This window comes from Chryseobacterium sp. R2ACT005, from assembly GCF_049949215.1.
Taxonomy (GTDB): domain Bacteria; phylum Bacteroidota; class Bacteroidia; order Flavobacteriales; family Weeksellaceae; genus Chryseobacterium.
On sequence record NZ_CP188192.1, the window covers coordinates 2,443,692 to 2,461,336 of the forward strand.

Annotated in this window: 14 protein-coding genes; 2 read left to right on the forward strand and 12 right to left on the reverse strand. The window is 37.9% G+C overall.

The genetic code is table 11. The features are described 5' to 3' along the window. Positions 1-66: 66 nt before the first annotated feature. From ACPF63_RS11160 to ACPF63_RS11170, 3 genes are all read right to left on the reverse strand, one after another. Entirely contained in the window at positions 67-1,227 is a 1,161-nt protein-coding gene (locus tag ACPF63_RS11160) for an MFS transporter (protein WP_426483084.1), read from the reverse strand. A 136-nt stretch (positions 1,228-1,363) separates the two neighbouring features. After that, positions 1,364-2,278: a helix-turn-helix domain-containing protein gene (locus ACPF63_RS11165; protein WP_426483085.1), complete on the reverse strand. Its 915-nt coding sequence runs from the start codon at positions 2,276-2,278 to the stop codon at positions 1,364-1,366. Positions 2,279-2,356: 78 nt separating this feature from the next. Continuing rightward, positions 2,357-3,154: an SDR family oxidoreductase gene (locus ACPF63_RS11170; RefSeq protein WP_077414354.1), complete on the reverse strand. Its 798-nt coding sequence runs from the start codon at positions 3,152-3,154 to the stop codon at positions 2,357-2,359. A 134-nt stretch (positions 3,155-3,288) separates the two neighbouring features. Between ACPF63_RS11170 and ACPF63_RS11175 the strand changes: the two genes are divergently transcribed. Further along, positions 3,289-6,630 (forward strand): DEAD/DEAH box helicase, encoded by a 3,342-nt coding sequence (locus tag ACPF63_RS11175; protein ID WP_426483086.1) that lies wholly within the window; start codon positions 3,289-3,291, stop codon positions 6,628-6,630. Between the two features lie 112 nt (positions 6,631-6,742). On the opposite strand, the gene ACPF63_RS11180 is transcribed toward ACPF63_RS11175, so the two are convergent. The 6 genes from ACPF63_RS11180 to ACPF63_RS11205 form a co-directional block, all read right to left on the reverse strand. Then, positions 6,743-8,053 (reverse strand): T9SS type A sorting domain-containing protein, encoded by a 1,311-nt coding sequence (locus ACPF63_RS11180; protein ID WP_426483087.1) that lies wholly within the window; start codon positions 8,051-8,053, stop codon positions 6,743-6,745. Positions 8,054-8,291: 238 nt separating this feature from the next. Further along, the gene (locus tag ACPF63_RS11185) at positions 8,292-9,467 is read right to left on the reverse strand and encodes an acetyl-CoA C-acyltransferase (RefSeq protein WP_426483088.1); all 1,176 of its coding nucleotides are present in this window, start codon (positions 9,465-9,467) and stop codon (positions 8,292-8,294) included. Between the two features lie 149 nt (positions 9,468-9,616). Then, entirely contained in the window at positions 9,617-10,117 is a 501-nt protein-coding gene (locus ACPF63_RS11190; RefSeq protein ID WP_077414361.1) for an endonuclease V, read from the reverse strand. A gap of 11 nt (positions 10,118-10,128) precedes the next feature. Next, positions 10,129-10,491, reverse strand: coding sequence for a glyoxalase (locus ACPF63_RS11195; protein WP_426483089.1), 363 nt, complete (start codon positions 10,489-10,491; stop codon positions 10,129-10,131). Then, the gene (locus tag ACPF63_RS11200) at positions 10,488-10,937 is read right to left on the reverse strand and encodes a GNAT family N-acetyltransferase (protein WP_228408670.1); all 450 of its coding nucleotides are present in this window, start codon (positions 10,935-10,937) and stop codon (positions 10,488-10,490) included. The genes ACPF63_RS11195 and ACPF63_RS11200 overlap by 4 nt, the downstream gene beginning before the upstream one ends. A gap of 25 nt (positions 10,938-10,962) precedes the next feature. Further along, positions 10,963-12,003 carry a M28 family metallopeptidase gene (locus ACPF63_RS11205; protein WP_426483090.1) on the reverse strand — a complete coding sequence of 347 codons (1,041 nt, stop codon included), beginning with the start codon at positions 12,001-12,003 and terminating at the stop codon, positions 10,963-10,965. Positions 12,004-12,163: 160 nt separating this feature from the next. Here ACPF63_RS11205 and ACPF63_RS11210 point away from each other — a divergent pair, with 160 nt between their 5' ends. Next, a complete protein-coding gene (locus ACPF63_RS11210; RefSeq protein ID WP_426483091.1) occupies positions 12,164-13,303 on the forward strand; it encodes an aminotransferase class I/II-fold pyridoxal phosphate-dependent enzyme in 1,140 nt (379 codons plus the stop codon). A 134-nt stretch (positions 13,304-13,437) separates the two neighbouring features. Here the strand turns inward: ACPF63_RS11210 and ACPF63_RS11215 are convergent, their stop codons facing one another. From ACPF63_RS11215 to ACPF63_RS11225, 3 genes are all read right to left on the reverse strand, one after another. Next, on the reverse strand, positions 13,438-16,170 hold the full coding sequence (locus ACPF63_RS11215) for a sodium-translocating pyrophosphatase (RefSeq protein WP_426483092.1): 2,733 nt from the start codon (positions 16,168-16,170) through the stop codon (positions 13,438-13,440). A 320-nt stretch (positions 16,171-16,490) separates the two neighbouring features. Further along, complete coding sequence (locus ACPF63_RS11220) at positions 16,491-17,102, reverse strand: inorganic pyrophosphatase (protein WP_077414371.1); 612 nt, start codon at positions 17,100-17,102, stop codon at positions 16,491-16,493. Positions 17,103-17,119: 17 nt separating this feature from the next. Beyond that, a complete protein-coding gene (locus ACPF63_RS11225; protein ID WP_077414373.1) occupies positions 17,120-17,632 on the reverse strand; it encodes a hypothetical protein in 513 nt (170 codons plus the stop codon). Between the last annotated feature and the right edge of the window lie 13 nt (positions 17,633-17,645).

Here is a 17,645-nt window from a genome sequence, read left to right on the forward strand (position 1 = left end):
AACAATAAGGAGCAGGAACATGTCAAAAACCTCCTAACAGATGTCAAAATTAACCCGACAAACCTATTAATTTTTATTTCTGAATACTTTCATCTGCCCAGCCATAACCGCCAGTAAAATCCCAAAACAGGCAAAAAGTCCGTATGAATACCTTAGATCAAAGCTTTCAGCAATGTATCCGATAAGAGGCGGCCCCATCAGGAATCCTAAAAATGAAATACTGGAAACAAATGATAAAGCAATACTTGGAGCAACTGTACTCACCTTTCCCACTGTACTATAAACGGACGGTACACTCAGCGAGCTGCCAAGACCGATAATCATAAAAGCAATGATACATATCCAGAGTTCCGGAAAGAAAACACTGAGAAAAAGTCCTCCGCTCATCAGAATACCGCAACATTGCAAAACGATCTTTTTCCCGTATTTTTCTATAATTCTATTCCCTATAAAACGACCTAAAGTCATCATTAAAATAAAACTTGTATATCCCAGTATAACAAGATTTTCAGGAGCTTTAATTATAGTTTGAAAATAAACCCCGCTCCAGTCGAACATCGCTCCTTCAATCGCCATACTCAGAAATCCTATGATTCCCAAACCAAACAATGTAGGATTTACAGATTTAAAAATTGACCGGGTTTGCGGTTCTGCTTTATGGATAATATTAGTCAGATTTCTTTTACTGTAGAACCAAAGTATTCCTACCAGGATAAAAACAGTAACAAAATGATAGAAAGTTCCCACATGAAGGTTAATCATCAATAAACCCACAACAGCTCCTGTAAGACCAGCAAAACACCAGGCTCCGTGATAGGAAGAAAGAAGGGATCTTTTGGTAATGGATTCTATTTCAATGGCCTGCGTATTAATCGCTATATTGCACATATTCCCGGAAACCCCAAAGAAGAACAGAACAACCGCCAGCGTCCAGTAAGAAGGTGATAAGCCAATCAGCAAAAGGAAAAAGGGATATAATAAAAATACTCTTTTAATAATCCAGCTGCTTCCATATACACTGATCAGTTTCCCAGCCAAAACCATCGTTGAAAGCTGTCCTATAGGCATCAGAAGCAATAGCGTTCCCAGCTCTGCTTCATTGATCGAAAGTGCAGTTTTAATGATAGGAATCCGGCTCGCCCAGGAAGAAAAAACAAGTCCATGGGCAAAGAAAAGCAAAAAACAGGCTGTTGGCATTTTGGCATTAAAAGATTCTCTCTCGTTCATTATAACAGGGTGATAAAAATTCCTTTTGCAAATGTAAACACGCTCTGCTATTAAAATCTAGTCCGTTTTTGTCATTTTTATGTTCCATTTTAACCAATAACAAAAAAACACCCGGCAGTTGAACCGGGTGATATTTCTAATTGAATGATTGTCTGTAACTCAGAGGGGTTTTATCAGTTTTCTTTTTGAACAGCTTATTGAATGACTGCGGATGTTCAAATCCTAAAGCATAGGCTACTTCAGACACAGAGAAACCTGTAGTGGTAAGGTATTCTTTTGCTTTTTCAATCAGTTTTTCATGAATATGCTGCTGGGCATTCAATCCGGTAAGGTTACGAAGCATATCACTCAAATAATGAGGTGACAAACTGAGTGTGGAAGCAAGAAATTCTACTGTAGGAAGGCCTTTATTCAATGTTTCCTGCTGATTGAAATAGTTTTCCAGCACAACATCCATTTTGGTCAACAGATCACTGTTTACAGCCTTTCTTGTAATAAACTGTCTTTTATAAAAACGGTTGCTGTAATTGAGAAGAACCTCCATATAAGAAATGATAACATCCTGGCTTACTTCATCAATCGTGGTATTCAGTTCATTTTCAATATTATCCAGCAATCCTGTTATCGTTGATTTTTCCTGATCAGACAAGTGCAGCGCCTCATTCGTATCATAAGAAAAGAAACCGAAGTTTTTGATATTTTTTGCTAAAGGATAGCTTCTGATAAAATCCGGGTGTACCAGTAACGTATAACCGCAATATTCTGCATTCTCATCAGTGGAAAGCACCTGTCCGGGTGCGGTGAACATCATTCCTCCTTCGTTGAAATCATAATATCCCTGCCCATAGCCCATTTTTCCTGTGGTAGAATATTTATACGAAATTTTATAAAAATTCAGGATAAAGCTTCTCTTCAGCATATCCTTTTTAATGCTCATTTTCGTATTATCCACAAGACTTACCAACGGATGAAGCGGTTTAGGGAGCTGCAACATGTCGTGCAGTTCTGATATAGATGAAATTTTAAGAGGAATATTATCTTTCTTTTCCATGATATAAAATTATAAATTATTTGATTGTAAAGACAGTATAAATATGATTTACTTTATACTGTCTTCCAAAAAAACTGATTAAATAAACTGTTTGCCAAACTGCTCTCTGAATGCTTCATCACCTAATTCAAGGCGCTGTGCGTAGATCGCTTTAGCATCTTCTCCGGCTACATACCTCAGTTGTTTTCTGCCATCTGTAGCAGCCTCATACACCACTGCTGCAATCTGTTCCGGAGTAGAAGCTGCTTCCATCATTCCTTCCATTTTAGAAAACAGAGAGTTTGTGATGTCTTCATACGCCGGACTGGATGCCGAGTCAAGAGAACGGCTTACGAAATCTGTTTTGATTCCTCCGGGAGAAACAGTCTTAACATCTATTCCAAAAGTATTAAGCTCAAAAGCTAAACTTTCACTCCAGCCTTCCAGCGCCCATTTGGTAGCGTGATAAGTAGAACCCAGCGGAAATGCAACCAGTCCTCCTATAGACGTTGTAGAAATGAACATTCCTTTTTTCTGTTCCCTGAAGTAAGGAATAAATGCCTGTGTAACGCGTATAACCCCTAATAAATTCGTGTCAAGCTGTTTCACGATCTGATCATCCGAAAGCGCTTCCAAAGGGCCTATAAGCCCATATCCTGCATTATTGTAAACCACATCAATATCTCCCAGTTCAATAGCCTGTTTAGCTGTTGATTTTATCTGCTCCGGATTGGTAACATCCAATGGAAGCACAGTTACATTCTCCAGGGCTGCAAGATCGGCAGCTGCTTCAGGGTTTCTCATCGTAGCGATTACTCTCCATCCATTATTTTGAAATAATTGGGCAGTTGCTTTTCCTAATCCTGTAGAAGCACCTGTTATAAAAATTGTTTTCATTTTTCTTTGTTTAAAATTATAGGACAAAGTTCAGCATTAGAACAAACCCGGAAGTTGCCAAAATGCGGTAAGCTGTAGCCAAAATGGATTCTTAAATACATTTGTTTTTTGTAAGTTTGCCTTCATCAATTCTTATGGCAGAATATATTCTTGACAACATCAATATCAGTACACTTTCCGTATATGACCTGCTGAAACATACCTCAGACAGTACATTCATTGGAATCAGGGATTTCCGGGAAATATACCCTGCAGCTATTGAAAACAATACAGGAATATTTACAAAGCAATCTTCATTACAGGATTTTCCAATGGTCAGCATCAGCAAGGTCGGCAGTTCATTATTATGCTCCTGCACATGTGATAATCAGAAAGACCAGCTTTGTTCCCATCAGGCAGAAATTATCCATTGTATCATTGAGGATAAAAATTACCGCCTGTTTTTTGATGATATGCTCCGTAAAAAAGCTTTTCTCCCTAAAGCCAAAACATATGGCCTTGAAAATGAACCTGATCTGGATCAATATTTTCAACTGGAATATAGGGATGGTAAAATTGAAATCCTTCCTAAGATCAAGGAAATGCTTCCTGTAGATGATGTTATGTTTCAAAGAGATCTTCTACCGCAGCTTCCCTCAAGACTGGATGAATTGGCAGTACTGGAAACAGGCAAGAAACAGATATTGGTCATTGGTAAGCACCGTTATTACAACCATATGACCTTCTCTCTGATGGAAGCTGAAATAACGCAGACAGGGAAGCTCAAAAATCCGGTGACTCCTGTAGATGCCATGCAGCTGATATGGAAATCGGAGAAACCCGCAGAGATTAAATTTTACACCGCTATAACCTCTTTCCAGAATAATTATAATGAAGATTACAATACTTCAGAACTGGAAGCTTTAAAGCTCATTGTACAGAATCCTCTGAAACTGGATGTCTATCATCACGACCGGGAAATCTCAGAAACGGTATCCGCAAAGTCACTTTCCCATGTTGAATTAAATACTTTAGATGCCGAGGTTCAATTGTCTGTATTTAAGAAAGATCCGTTTTACGAAATAACCGGAGAATTACAATTTGATGATATCTCTGTTCCTTTCAAAAATATTGTACTCAGAAATGAATATTTTGTTTATAACCGAAACATTTTCAGCTTTGTAGACCATCCTGACATGCTAAGAATCATCCGGTTCTTTAAGGCTAATAATGAGATTTTACTGATCCATTCTTCAAAATATGAGGCATTCATGAAGAACATTCTCTCTACCATAGAAGAACGTATTCACATAAATTACAGCTACATACAAACCGCAACGAAAGTACAGCTTGAAGATAAAAAATATCAAACTGAAAGAGTAGTTTATCTCCGTCAGCAGGAAAATTATATAGGAATCACACCGGTAATGAAATACGGAGACGTAGAAATTCCTGTCTATTCCAGAAAGCAGCTTTTTGATACAGATCAGAATGGAAATCCATTTAAAATAGAGAGAAATGAATCTGCGGAAGCCCGCTTTACTTCTTTGGTCATGCAGCAGCATCCTGATTTTGAAGAGCAGATGGACGGCTATCAGTATTTTTATCTTCACAGGGATAAATTCCTGAATAACAACTGGTTTCTTGAAGCATTTGAAACCTGGAGAAATGAAGGAATAACCATACTGGGATTTAACGAATTAAAGAATAATAAATTAAATTCCCACCGGGCTAAAATCAATATTCAGATTACCAGCGGATTGGATTGGTTTAATGCTAAGCTAAAAGTAGGGTTTGGTCCTAAAGAAGCTTCTTTAAAACAACTTCACCGGGCGATCCGGAATAAAAGTAAATTTGTCCAGCTGGATGATGGAAGCATGGGAATTCTCCCTGAAGAATGGATGGAGAAAATAGCCGCTTACTTTCATGCTGGAGAAATTGACGAAGAGCTCTTAAAGATTCCAAAAATCAACTTCACGGAGGTTACTTCATTGTTTGAAAAGGAAATCCTGAGCCAGGAAGTTCAGGAGGAACTCACCACGTATTCCACTAAGTTCTCAAAAGTAAAAAAAATTCCCAAAGTCAATATTCCGGCTGGGCTGAATGCTGAACTTAGGGATTATCAACATGATGGACTGAACTGGCTTAATTTTCTTGACGGATTCAACTTCGGAGGGTGTCTCGCAGACGATATGGGACTTGGAAAAACCATTCAGATCATAGCTTTTATCCTTTCACAGCGGGAAAAACGGGGGCATACTACCCATCTTATTGTAGTTCCCACTTCCCTTCTTTTCAACTGGCAGGAAGAGATCAGCAAGTTTGCACCTTCTATAAAAGTTCTGCTGCATTATGGTGCAGACAGACCAAAAACAACCGCTCATATGTCTGATTATGAAGTAGTCCTTACCACTTATGGAATGCTGCTTTCAGATATCCGTTTCCTGAAAAATTTTAATTTCAATTATGTTTTTCTGGATGAATCACAGACTATTAAAAATCCAAATTCGGAAAGATATAAAGCAGCGCGCCTGCTTCAATCGAGAAACAGGATTGTATTAACGGGTACTCCTGTTGAAAACAGCACTTTTGACCTTTACAGCCAGCTTTCTTTCGCTTGTCCGGGACTTTTGGGAAGCAAGCAGTATTTTAAGGATATTTATGCCATTCCTATTGATAAATTTGAATACAGTAAACGGGCGTTAGAACTTCAGCAAAAAATAAAGCCCTTTATCCTCAGAAGAACCAAGAAACAGGTCGCAAAAGAGCTCCCTGAGAAAACAGAAACGGTGATCTACTGTGAAATGAATGCAGAGCAACGTAAAATCTATGACGCTTATGAAAAAGAACTTCGTGAGTTTATTGCAGCCAATGATGACGATGATCTGAATAAAAACAGTATGCACGTCCTTACGGGCCTTACAAGACTCAGACAGATCTGTAACTCTCCTGTTTTGATAAAAGAGGGATATTCCGGTGAAAATGCCGTTAAAATAGAGATTTTGATGGAACAGATCCTTGGGAAATCAAAAGATCATAAAATACTGGTTTTCTCACAGTTTGTGGGGATGCTTGATCTGATAAAGACAAAGCTGGAACGCCACAATATTCAGTTTGAATATCTTACGGGGCAGACTAAAGACAGAGGAGAAAAAGTAGCTAATTTCCAGAAAAATGATGATATCCGGGTTTTCCTGATCAGCTTAAAGGCCGGCGGTGTCGGTCTCAACCTAACGCAGGCTGATTATATTTATCTGGTAGACCCATGGTGGAATCCTGCTGCTGAAAATCAGGCTATTGACAGAAGCTACCGCATAGGACAAACCAAAAATGTAATTGCTGTCCGGATGATCTGTTCTAATACTGTGGAAGAGAAAATTCTTACCCTTCAGAAAAAGAAAAAACAACTGGCTCAGAATCTGCTTACCACAGATGGGAAAAAGCTTCAGGGACTTTCAAAACAGTACCTTATGGACCTGCTGGGATCTGGTTCATAATACACTTAAAAATCTATTGAATACGACATTTTAAAAATAAAAAAACCGACAGGTAAAGAACCTGTCGATTAAAAACAAAAATTGATATGGATATGATTTAGATATGATGTGTCTATTTTTTGATAATCTTTTCTGTGACTGTTTTTTGATTCTTTGTCAGGATTTTAATAAGATATGTTCCAGAAGTAAAATTCTCCATAGGTACATTCATCGAATTGCCTTCCAGCATCTTCTGCCCTGACATATTGTAAATCTCATACTTCTCCAAACCTTCTTTCATCCTGATATTCACAGAATTCGTTGTAGGGTTCGGATATATCTGAACATTGGCTGATGCTTCTTTAGAAACCTCTATTGTGGAAAGGCTTTCCGGCTGAATTTTAAGCGTATAATCTTCTGCCTGCCCTATAAACCATCCTGAAGGGCATGGAAGGTTTTCCAAAGTTCCCATCCATGAATTTGATTCATATGCTTTTACCAATCTGAAACGGGTTTCTCCAAGCTGCGCTCCTCCCGGAATTGTAATACTACCGGATGTGATCCCTGATTCTGTAGTAGTAACCGGATTGGAATGGTCCAGATAGCCCAGGTTAAACTTCTCATCCGCATCAAACTGATTATTATGGTTAAAATCAATATAAGCATACACTGATACGGTATTCTGTCCATGAGTACCTCCTGTTACTGCTATAGGATAGGCATTTCCACGGTTAACAGTGAAGACAGTCGCCGTAAAATTTTCAAGAACATCTGAGTTACCGTCGATAGCACTGTTTCTTACGGTTCCGGCAAATTCTACTTTGCTTATTTCGCTTACTGTAAGACTGGTTACATTTTCAGCACCACAGTAAGGAGCCGGGAAATTCACTGTGTTTCCTATAATATTGACGGTATAATCTTCAGTCTGCCCTGCTCTTAAGCCGGAATCACAGGCTGAACTGATAGAATTGGCAGCATTAGGATCAGAATAAGCCTGAACATTTGTATTCTTAAGAACCCTCATTCTTGTACTCCCGTTGGCCGCGTTCGCAGGAATCACTATTGTATTGTTGATGGTAAATGCATTGGCTGGATTGGCTGCTTCAAGTCTTCCAATGTAGAAGCTTTCTCCGGCATCATCAAAATTACCATTCTGATTAAAGTCTATAAAAACAGCTACATCACTGGGAAATGTACTGGAAGGACCAGTTACAGATATATTATAATTACTTCCGGATTGCAAATCTGTAGACATTGATGTAAAATTCTCATAAATTTGTGCATTCCCGGACTGAACCGGTGATGAGTTATTAATGTTTCCGAAAGTAACATTACTGATCATATTGCTGTCAGCTCCATACTGAAATGCAGGCATACAATATTGCAATTGTGCATTCACCAAAGAGCAAAGTACAATACCAGAAAGAGTAGTTATTTTTTTCATTTTTGTTTGAATTTCTTGGGACAAATTTATATTTATTTAGAATTAATAAAAATAAGAATGTAATGATATTTGTCAGTTTAGCAAAAATAGACCATTGACTGCCTAATGATATTTATCTGGAAACTTAATTTACTAATGGATAATCAATCTGTTATAAATAAAAAAGACCTTTCTCAAATTTTATTTCAAGAAAGGTCTTTTCGTTATAAAGAATCGAATCTAAGGAATTTTATCTGCTTCAACTTACATTTTCGATAATAACTGCAGACGCTCCACCTCCTCCATTGCAGATGGCAGCTATCCCCAATCTTCCTTTTTCCTGCTGCAGTACATTGACTAAAGTTGTTATAATTCTGGCTCCTGAAGCACCAATCGGGTGTCCCAAAGCAACCGCTCCACCGTAAATATTTACCTTATTGAGGTCATAACCCAAAATCTGCTGGTTGGATAAAATCACTGAGGAATAGGCTTCATTAATCTCGAAATAATCAATATCAGATAAACTGAGACCTGTTTGTTTCAACAATTTCTGAATGGCAATAGACGGAGAAGTAGTAAACCATTCCGGAGACTGAGCCGCATCTGCATATGCTGCGATCCTGGCCAAGGGTTTCAAATTATGCTGCTGTATAACTTCCGAAGATCCTACTAGAATTGCTGCAGCCCCATCATTCAGATTGCTGGAATTAGCAGCTGTCAGTGTACCCTCTGATTCAAATGCCGGTTTCAAAAGAGAAATTTTCTCTGGAATAAGTTTCTCAATATCTTCATCTTTATCTACGATGATAGACCCCTTCTTTCCTTCAATTGAGATCGGGATCAATTCATTGCTGAACTTACCGTTTTTCGCTGCTTCCTGAGCCCGATGATAGGAAAACAAAGCATATTCATCAAGCTGCTGCCGTGTTAATCCATATTTTTTTACGCCCAATTCAGCGGCACTTCCCATATGGAAATCATTATACACATCCCACAGACCATCTTTGATCACGCCATCAGTAAGGTTGGTATCTCCTAGCTTTGTTCCCAGACGAAGCTTAACGTAATGAGGAACATTGCTCATACTTTCCATACCACCAGTCATGACAAGATGTTCCAGACCAAGCTGAATCTGCTGAGCACCGATCATAGCCGCTTTCATTCCGGAAGCACAGACTTTGTTTATTGTTGTTGCATCTTTATCTACCGGAATTCCTCCAAAAATAGCGGCCTGTCTTGCAGGAGACTGCCCCAGCCCGGCACTGAGTACATTTCCCATATACACACTGTCTATATGCTCCGGAGCCAATCCGATGTTTTCATAGGCATTTTTAATTACAACTGCTCCAAGTTGAGGAGCTGTAAATCCGGACAGGCTTCCCATAAAACCACCCACTGGAGTTCGTTTTGCAGCCAATATAAATACTTCTTTCATAGGATATTATTTTTAATACCAATCGGTATATTTCTGGTTAAAAAAATTCTTTTATTTTCACAGGGAACAATACAAAGATAATTAAAATATACCAATCGGTATATTAAGGATTAAAAAAAATCTTACTGTAATAAGTAAGACTTTAATTTTTATGTTCTGCTCAGCTGATCCAGTTTTTTAAGCAGCGTGGGCATTCTGTAAGTGCCATGCATTTGTTCTACTTTCAATTGAACTTCATCTACATTCATTCCTTTGGCTGTCACAAAAAGTGGTGTTTTACTTTCTCCGCGAAATACACTTCTCCTTTGGGAATCCGGAGTTGTAAATTCGTTTTTGGCGATCCCAATAATAGGACACTTTTCTTCCAATGCTTCGTAGAGGTGGCCGCCCAACCCTATTTTTCCATCATTGTCAAGAGTAACATATCCGTCAACAATGATAATATCTTCTGATTTTAATGTAATTTTCGTGAGCAGACTTAAAATGCAGGGTAATTCTCTTTTGTAAAACGCCCCGCTTTCATATGCTGAACTCACAGCAGTCTGTTCTATAAAAACTTCCACTTCTTTTTCAGACGTCCAGTCCTCAAATGCAATACACACCGTATTGGCATAATCCTCATAATAATAGGTATCAAATGCGTAAATCATATTTTATTCCCTTAAAAAAACTCGCCAAAATGCCATAAAATCCCTGAAGGATCATGTAAAAAACACTCTTTTCCCCATTCCATGGTTCTTACAGGAGTAAGTTTTACATTCTCATAGGTATCTGTAAGCTTTAAGGATAAAAGCTCCTTCCAGAATTCATCTGTATTGACAACTTCCATAAAGATCATGGTATTATCAACCCAATCCTTTGTATAATAATCCTGAAGATAAAAGCCTATTTCCTCTCGTATAAACAGTGATAACTTGGGCTCCAGAACAACCTCTTCAAATCCGAGATCCTTATAAAAGTTTCTGCTGATCTCAAAATTCTTTGCTCCGATAAAAGGTCTGATGGATTTTAGTTTCGGTGTCATACTATTTTATTTTTCCAGTGTTCATAGGTCATTTCAAATTTTACCTCTCCTTTTCCATGGGTTCCGGTTTCTTTCCATCCAGATTTTCTGTAGAAATTCTCAGCCCGTGTTCCAGGTGAAGTACCAAGCCACAGATCGTCTTTCTTTTGTTTAAAATACCAGTCGAGCATGATGTCATGAAGCTTTCTGCCGATTCCCTGATTTTCAAAATCAGGATGTACAAATAAAGCCCAGATATTATTTTCTTTCAGATCTGCAATGGAAAAGCCTACAATCTGACCTTTTGCCTCACTTACCCATCCTTTTCCTCTTTGAAAAAGAAATTCCTCACAGTCTTTATCTGTAATCAAACCTGGATCTGATAATGTGTTTTCTTTCACAGAATTTCTTACGACCTGAATCTGTGGAATGTCTTCCGGTCTTGCTTCTCGGATTACTATGTTCATGGTGATTGTTTTTCTTAATTCTTGATTATTTTCTGTCAACCACAATTCTTTCTTCTCTGTTGGCAATATCCCATGCTGTAGTAAAAATAAGCTGGGTTCTTTTCTCTAATAATTGATAATCAATCTTTTCAGGATCATCTGTTGGCTTATGATAATCTTCATGAATCCCATCAAAAAAGAATGCGACAGGAATATTATGTTTGGCAAAATTATAGTGATCTGAACGGTAATATAATTGTTCCGGATCATTCAAATCATCATATTTGTAATTAAGTTCCAGGTTATTCGTTCTCTTATTTGCAGCTTCGTTAATTACTTTAAGCTGAGAGCTTAACATTTCAGAACCAATGACATATACATATTGTTTCCCTCTGTTGGCAGGATCATCACGTCCAATCATGTCAATATTAAGATCAACAACGGTATTGGCTAATGGGAAAACAGGATTTTCGGAATAATATTCTGAACCAAACAATCCGTGTTCTTCTCCTGTAACGTGCAGAAACAGGATCGATCTTTTAGGTCCTTTTCCTGCTTTTTTTGCCTGCTGGAATGCCTTGGCGATTTCCATTACTGCTACAGTGCCGCTTCCGTCATCGTCTGCTCCGTTGTACACGACTCCATTTTTTGTTCCTACATGATCATAATGTGCAGAAACTACAACAATCTCGTCCGGTTTTTCGCTTCCTTCAATAAAAGCCAGGATATTCTCAGAATCAGGAAGGTTTCCTCCACCTCTTTTTTTCATAAACTCAGATGGAACTTTCTGATAGTATGAGCCTAACGCTTTAGGTCCGGAAATACCAAGATTTTTATAATAATTAATCATATACTCTCCCGCCTTCTTCTGCCCTTTGCTTCCTGTATCTCGCCCTTCCATATCATCTGCTGCAATGACATACAGATTTTTCTTTAAATCCTCAGCATTAATTACCTTGTATGCATTGTTAAAGGCCTTGTTATGTTTTGTTGAAACAGGATGTGAAGAATTCCCATCAGATATTTTTGCCGTCCCACAACTGGTCACTATAGCCATGGCAAATAACGGAATAAGTATTTTTTTCATAAAGAATAAATTTCTTAAAAATAACAAATTTTATTGAATTCTAATAAAACAGATCAAAATCGCAATATCATATGCTTCCCATTATAAAATTAACGATACTCCAATTTAAAACTCAATACGGTATTAATTTTTTATTATATTTGATTAAAATACAAAATAGGTGGATAAAATTTACGGATTTACTCATTATTCCTTTTTTACAGAAATGTCCGAACTTGCAGCCAGACACGGAAGCTTTGATCTTTCTCTGGGACTTCCCGATTTTGATATTGATGAAAGACTTAAAATATTCTTAAAAGAAGCAGCCGAAAGAGACACTTACCATTATGAACCTCTTGCCGGCAATCCCCTTCTGATCGAAAGTATCATTCGTTTCAATGCAAAACGGACTCACAAAATTCCTGTTACAGCTAGAGAAATAACCATTGTTCCGTGTGCAACCTTTGCTTTATATACTTCCCTCAAATCAATTTTAAATCAATATGATGAAGTAATTATTATCCAACCTTCATATTATACTTATGGACCTGCTGTTGTCATGAATGGCGGAATCCCTGTCTATTATGATCTTGATGGTGATTTTACGATCAACTGGGATTTGTTTAAAAACTGTATTACTGAAAAAACCAAAGCTGTCATTGTAAATTCTCCTCAAAATCCAACCGGAAAAGTATGGAAAAAGGAAGATTGGGATCACTTGTATGAACTGATTAAGGATCGCGATATATATTTGATTTCTGAAGAAATATATGACACGTACTGCTATGATGAAGTTAAGCATTACAGTTCTTTTATTCATCCGGGGCTCAGAGAAAAGACGTTCTGTATTTTTTCTTTTGGCAAAATGTTTCATACTTCCGGATGGAAAGTCAGTTACATGCTAGCTTCTGAAACTTTAACGGCAAAATTCCAGTGCCACCAACAGTATATTTCTTACAGTGCCAATGCTCCGGCGCAATATGCTATCGCAAAGTATCTGGATGTATTTGATCCGACCATCAATAAAGAAATAATGCAGAATAAAAGAGATATTTTCAATCAGCTGATTCAGGAAACTCCCCTGCAAGTTGAACAGCAAGCGGAAGGAAGTGTTTTCCAGGTCGTTAATTTCCGGAATATTTCTACTACCATGACGGATGTAGAGTTTTCAAAATGGCTTACAATTGAGAAAAAAGTATCTTGTCTTCCGCTTTCGGCTTTTTACAACTCAAGACAGAATTCAGATTATGTCAGGTTTAGTTTTGCTAAAAAAGATGAACTGATTATCCAGGCTTTGGAACATTTAAAAAGGAATCTTTGATTTTTCTCACAGATTTCCCAGATTTCCACAGATGATTGTGGATATCTATTCATATAATTTTAATTTTCATGCTATCCCAAAATATAATAAAAAAAGCACCGCCAAGGCAGTGCTTCCATTATATTTTAATGATTTTAAAGAGCCAGAACTCTTACATCAATTCTTCTGTTTTTTGCTTTACACTCATCAGTGTCATTGGCTTCACATACCGGATGCTGTGAACCATATCCTTCAGCTTCCACTCTGTCTGCAGAAACACCCAGCTCGAGTAATTTAAGTTTTGCTGTTTGTGCCCTCAGATTTGATAATTTAAGATTACTATCTTCATTACCACTGTTATCTGTATATCCGCCTAATTTTATTTTCAGATCAGGATATGCATTTAAGATTTCAGCTAAAGTATTCAGCTGGAGTTCATAGCCTGCCTTCAGGTCACTGGAACCTGTTTCAAAATAAAGGTTTTCAATGGTGTACCATTTATTAGGGTCTAAAGCAGATTTATCTTTCTGTTTCACCACATTATAAAGCTGATAAAGCTGGCTTCCATCTCCTATGGCAATCGTTTTTCCTCCATCCAATTTTATCTTCTGAACATTTCCTGTTTCATACACAAAGTCGCCACTTTCATTAAGATGTCCGCGAACTTCACCTGGAGAAACCGGAACTGTTGTAAGATCCGTATGACCAGCCGTTGCAGCAGCAGATATTCCGGTAAGGCTTTCAATTTTTGCTTTTCTGTTGGCTTCAATTTTATCTTTATGCAAAACAGCTAAAGTAGGTGCAATAACTAAAGAAACAATTGACATTAACTTGATCAGAATATTCATGGATGGACCGGAAGTATCTTTAAAAGGATCTCCAACCGTATCTCCTGTTACAGATGCTTTATGTGGCTCTGAACCTTTGTAATAAGTCTGTCCATTGATATCCACCCCTTTTTCAAATGATTTTTTAGCATTATCCCAGGCACCTCCTGCGTTATTCTGGAACATTCCCATCAAAACACCACATACCGTGGCACCAGCCAAAAATCCTCCCAATACTTCAGGACCGAAAATAAATCCCATTAAGAGTGGGGAAATGATCGCTATAGCACCAGGCAGCATCATTTTTCTGATGGAAGCATCTGTAGAGATAGCAACACATTTTTCATATTCAGGTTGTGCCTTTCCTTCTAAAATTCCTGGAATTTCACGGAACTGTCTTCTTACTTCTTCCACCATCGCCATGGCAGCCTGCCCAACTGCAGTGATTGCCAATGATGAAAAGATAAACGGAATCATTCCACCAATAAATAAACCAGCCAAAACATCTGCTCTGTAAATATCAATTCCGTCAATTCCTGCAATTCCAACAAAAGCTGCAAATAATGCTAATGCCGTCAAAGCTGCTGAAGCAATAGCAAATCCTTTTCCGGTAGCTGCAGTTGTATTTCCTACCGCATCCAGGATATCTGTTTTTTCACGCACCTCTTTGGGAAGTTCACTCATTTCGGCAATACCACCGGCATTATCAGCGATAGGTCCAAAGGCATCAATTGCCAGCTGCATAGCTGTAGTAGCCATCATTCCTGCTGCTGCAATGGCAACACCATAAAGCCCGGCACACAGATAAGATCCATAGATTCCGCCTGCCAATACGATAATCGGAAGTAAAGTAGATTCCATACCCACGGATAAACCTCCGATAATGTTAGTTGCGTGTCCTGTAGAAGACTGTCTCACAATACTGGAAACCGGTCTTTTACCCATTGCGGTATAGTATTCTGTTATGATGCTCATTAAAGTTCCTACAACCAATCCTACCATGATGGCACCAAATACCCCCATTTTAGTAAACTCATGGCCTCTTAGGACCATTTTGTCAGGAAGGATATAAGTTACCAGAAAGTAAGATGATATAGCTGTAATAACAATACTTCCCCAGTTTCCAAGGTTTAAAGCATTCTGTACACTGGAAGTGGATGAGCCTTCATTATCATTAATTTTCACAAATAAAGTTCCGATCATAGAAAATATAATTCCGGTTCCTGCAATCAGCATCGGTAAAAGGATTGGAGCAAAACCACCGAAGGCATCATCGGAAATAGTTTCTCTACCTAACACCATGGTTGCCAGAACTGTTGCAACATAAGACCCGAAAAGGTCGGCTCCCATTCCTGCTACATCACCTACGTTATCTCCTACGTTATCTGCAATCGTTGCAGGGTTTCGGGGATCATCTTCAGGGATTCCGGCTTCTACTTTTCCTACAAGGTCAGCACCTACGTCTGCCGCTTTTGTATAAATACCGCCTCCTACTCTTGCAAAAAGTGCTATGGATTCTGCACCTAGAGAAAACCCTGTGAGAATTTCAATGGTCTTTTCCATTTCATGAGAATCTACTGTGGCATCGGGTGCAAAAATCTGTTTGATGATCAGGAATAATGCTCCTAAGCCTAAAACAGCAAGTCCGGCAACTCCCATTCCCATAACAGAACCTCCTGTAAAAGATACTTTAAGCGCTTTCGACAGTGAAGTTCTTGCCGCTTCAGCTGTCCTGACATTGGCTTTGGTAGCAATTTTCATCCCGATAAAACCTGCTAATGCGGAAAATACAGCTCCTACTGCAAAGGCAATACCGATACTCCAATGCGAGTTGGCATTACTTGATCCCATTACGGCAAGTAAAATGGCGACTACCACCACGAAGTACATTAAGATTTTATATTCAGCCTTTAGAAAAGCCATTGCACCGTCTGCAATATGGCCGCTGATTATTTTCATTTTTTCATTTCCTGCATTCTGTTTATTTACCCAGTTGCTCTGAAGAAATGTATAAAGCAAAGCGACGACACCAAAAATTGGCACTAACACAAATAGATCCATAGTTTAATATTTTTTTGGTAATAGAAAATTAAATATAATAAATAATTACCATCAAAGCACTAAAAACTTTAACAGTATGATGCTTCCCATCAAAAAGGATAAAAATATGGCACCGAACTTATCGTGGTAGAAATTGATGAAGAAACAGTACTGAATAAGGCTTTCAGACACATTTTATGCATAAAAAAACCTTTAAATTATTCAAAGGTTTTTCAGAGTTTGAGATTGCTTCACATTCTGTTCGCAATGACTTTTACTCAACAAAAAAGAGTAAACAGAAACCTGTCTACCCTCTTTTATTGTATTGCATTAAGAGAATCTTATCCTCCGAATTTATCTGCGTAATCTGTTTGAGAAGCTTTAATCACTTTTCTAGCATGCTCAGCTCCATAAACCTCCTGAATTCTACATTTAGCAGGCTCATCCGGCAGGTTTTTATACGTTAGGAAGTAGTGCATTAATCTTTTTACCTCTGCTTCCGGTAATTCAGAAATATCTCTGAAGTGTCCGAAAGCATGATCATTGATCATTACTGCAACGATTTTATCATCAGCTTCTCCTCCGTCGATCATTTTAAAACCTCCGATTGGAATAGCTTCCATCAATAAACCTCCAGCATGGATGTTGTGAGAACTTAAAACACAAATATCAAGAGGGTCATGATCTCCCATTGTAACATCCGTAGCTCCTGCTTCTACAGCAAGTCTCATTACTTCCTTATCACAGTATGTTCTTGGAACAAAACCATATAAAGCAGGGATGATGTTAGAAAATTTCTGTGGTCTGTCTACTTTTAAGTATCCTGTTTCTTTATCTACTTCATATTTAATAGTATCTGAAGGAACAATTTCCACAAATACGTTTACAACATTTGGCGCATCTTCTCCTGCAGAAATTCCGTGCCATGGATGTGCTTTAAAATTTGGAATCATTATTTATCTGTTATTTTTTAAGTTATTATTAAGATTTCTTTTCTTAAGTCTTCTATTGTTTCCACAATATAATCATTGCCTTCCATGTAGTTCATGATGAAAATCGTTTTGAATTCATCCAGTTGAACCTCCCCTTTCAATCCGTCATAGGTTTTGTGAAGCAATTCTATGATCGCATTTTTAGAGTCTACAATATTCTTCCATGAATTTTTTGTGATGTATAACTGCTGTGAGGAGTTATATTCAAATTCTTCATTGATTGTTTTTTCGGTAAGGAAAATAAATTCATGAACCGCTAATTCTCTATCAAATCTATGGATAAGGTTTGACGGCTTCATTCTGTCCAGAAACAAGGTCATTCTTTCGTAAGAATGTGCTTTGTTCTCTGAATTAGATTTCACGGTGAGTAGTTTGATTTCCTGGTTTTTAAGAGTAATGTACGAATGTACAAATTGTCTGAGCAAAACCAGAAAAGGAATTGCAATAATCAATGCAAATGCATACGGTAGATATCCTGAAAGACTCGTCATAATTTTAGACTGC

Coding starts and splice junctions, on each gene's coding strand:
- ACPF63_RS11170 (WP_077414354.1), bottom strand. CDS start 3,154: ATGAAAACAATTTTTATAACAGGTGCTTCTACAGGATTAGGAAAAGCA.
- ACPF63_RS11160 (WP_426483084.1), bottom strand. CDS start 1,227: ATGAACGAGAGAGAATCTTTTAATGCCAAAATGCCAACAGCCTGTTTT.
- ACPF63_RS11220 (WP_077414371.1), bottom strand. CDS start 17,102: ATGATTCCAAATTTTAAAGCACATCCATGGCACGGAATTTCTGCAGGA.
- ACPF63_RS11185 (WP_426483088.1), bottom strand. CDS start 9,467: ATGAAAGAAGTATTTATATTGGCTGCAAAACGAACTCCAGTGGGTGGT.
- ACPF63_RS11205 (WP_426483090.1), bottom strand. CDS start 12,003: ATGAAAAAAATACTTATTCCGTTATTTGCCATGGCTATAGTGACCAGT.
- ACPF63_RS11200 (WP_228408670.1), bottom strand. CDS start 10,937: ATGAACATAGTAATCCGAGAAGCAAGACCGGAAGACATTCCACAGATT.
- ACPF63_RS11165 (WP_426483085.1), bottom strand. CDS start 2,278: ATGGAAAAGAAAGATAATATTCCTCTTAAAATTTCATCTATATCAGAA.
- ACPF63_RS11215 (WP_426483092.1), bottom strand. CDS start 16,170: ATGGATCTATTTGTGTTAGTGCCAATTTTTGGTGTCGTCGCTTTGCTT.
- ACPF63_RS11180 (WP_426483087.1), bottom strand. CDS start 8,053: ATGAAAAAAATAACTACTCTTTCTGGTATTGTACTTTGCTCTTTGGTG.
- ACPF63_RS11195 (WP_426483089.1), bottom strand. CDS start 10,491: ATGACACCGAAACTAAAATCCATCAGACCTTTTATCGGAGCAAAGAAT.
- ACPF63_RS11225 (WP_077414373.1), bottom strand. CDS start 17,632: ATGACGAGTCTTTCAGGATATCTACCGTATGCATTTGCATTGATTATT.
- ACPF63_RS11175 (WP_426483086.1), top strand. CDS start 3,289: ATGGCAGAATATATTCTTGACAACATCAATATCAGTACACTTTCCGTA.
- ACPF63_RS11190 (WP_077414361.1), bottom strand. CDS start 10,117: ATGATTTACGCATTTGATACCTATTATTATGAGGATTATGCCAATACG.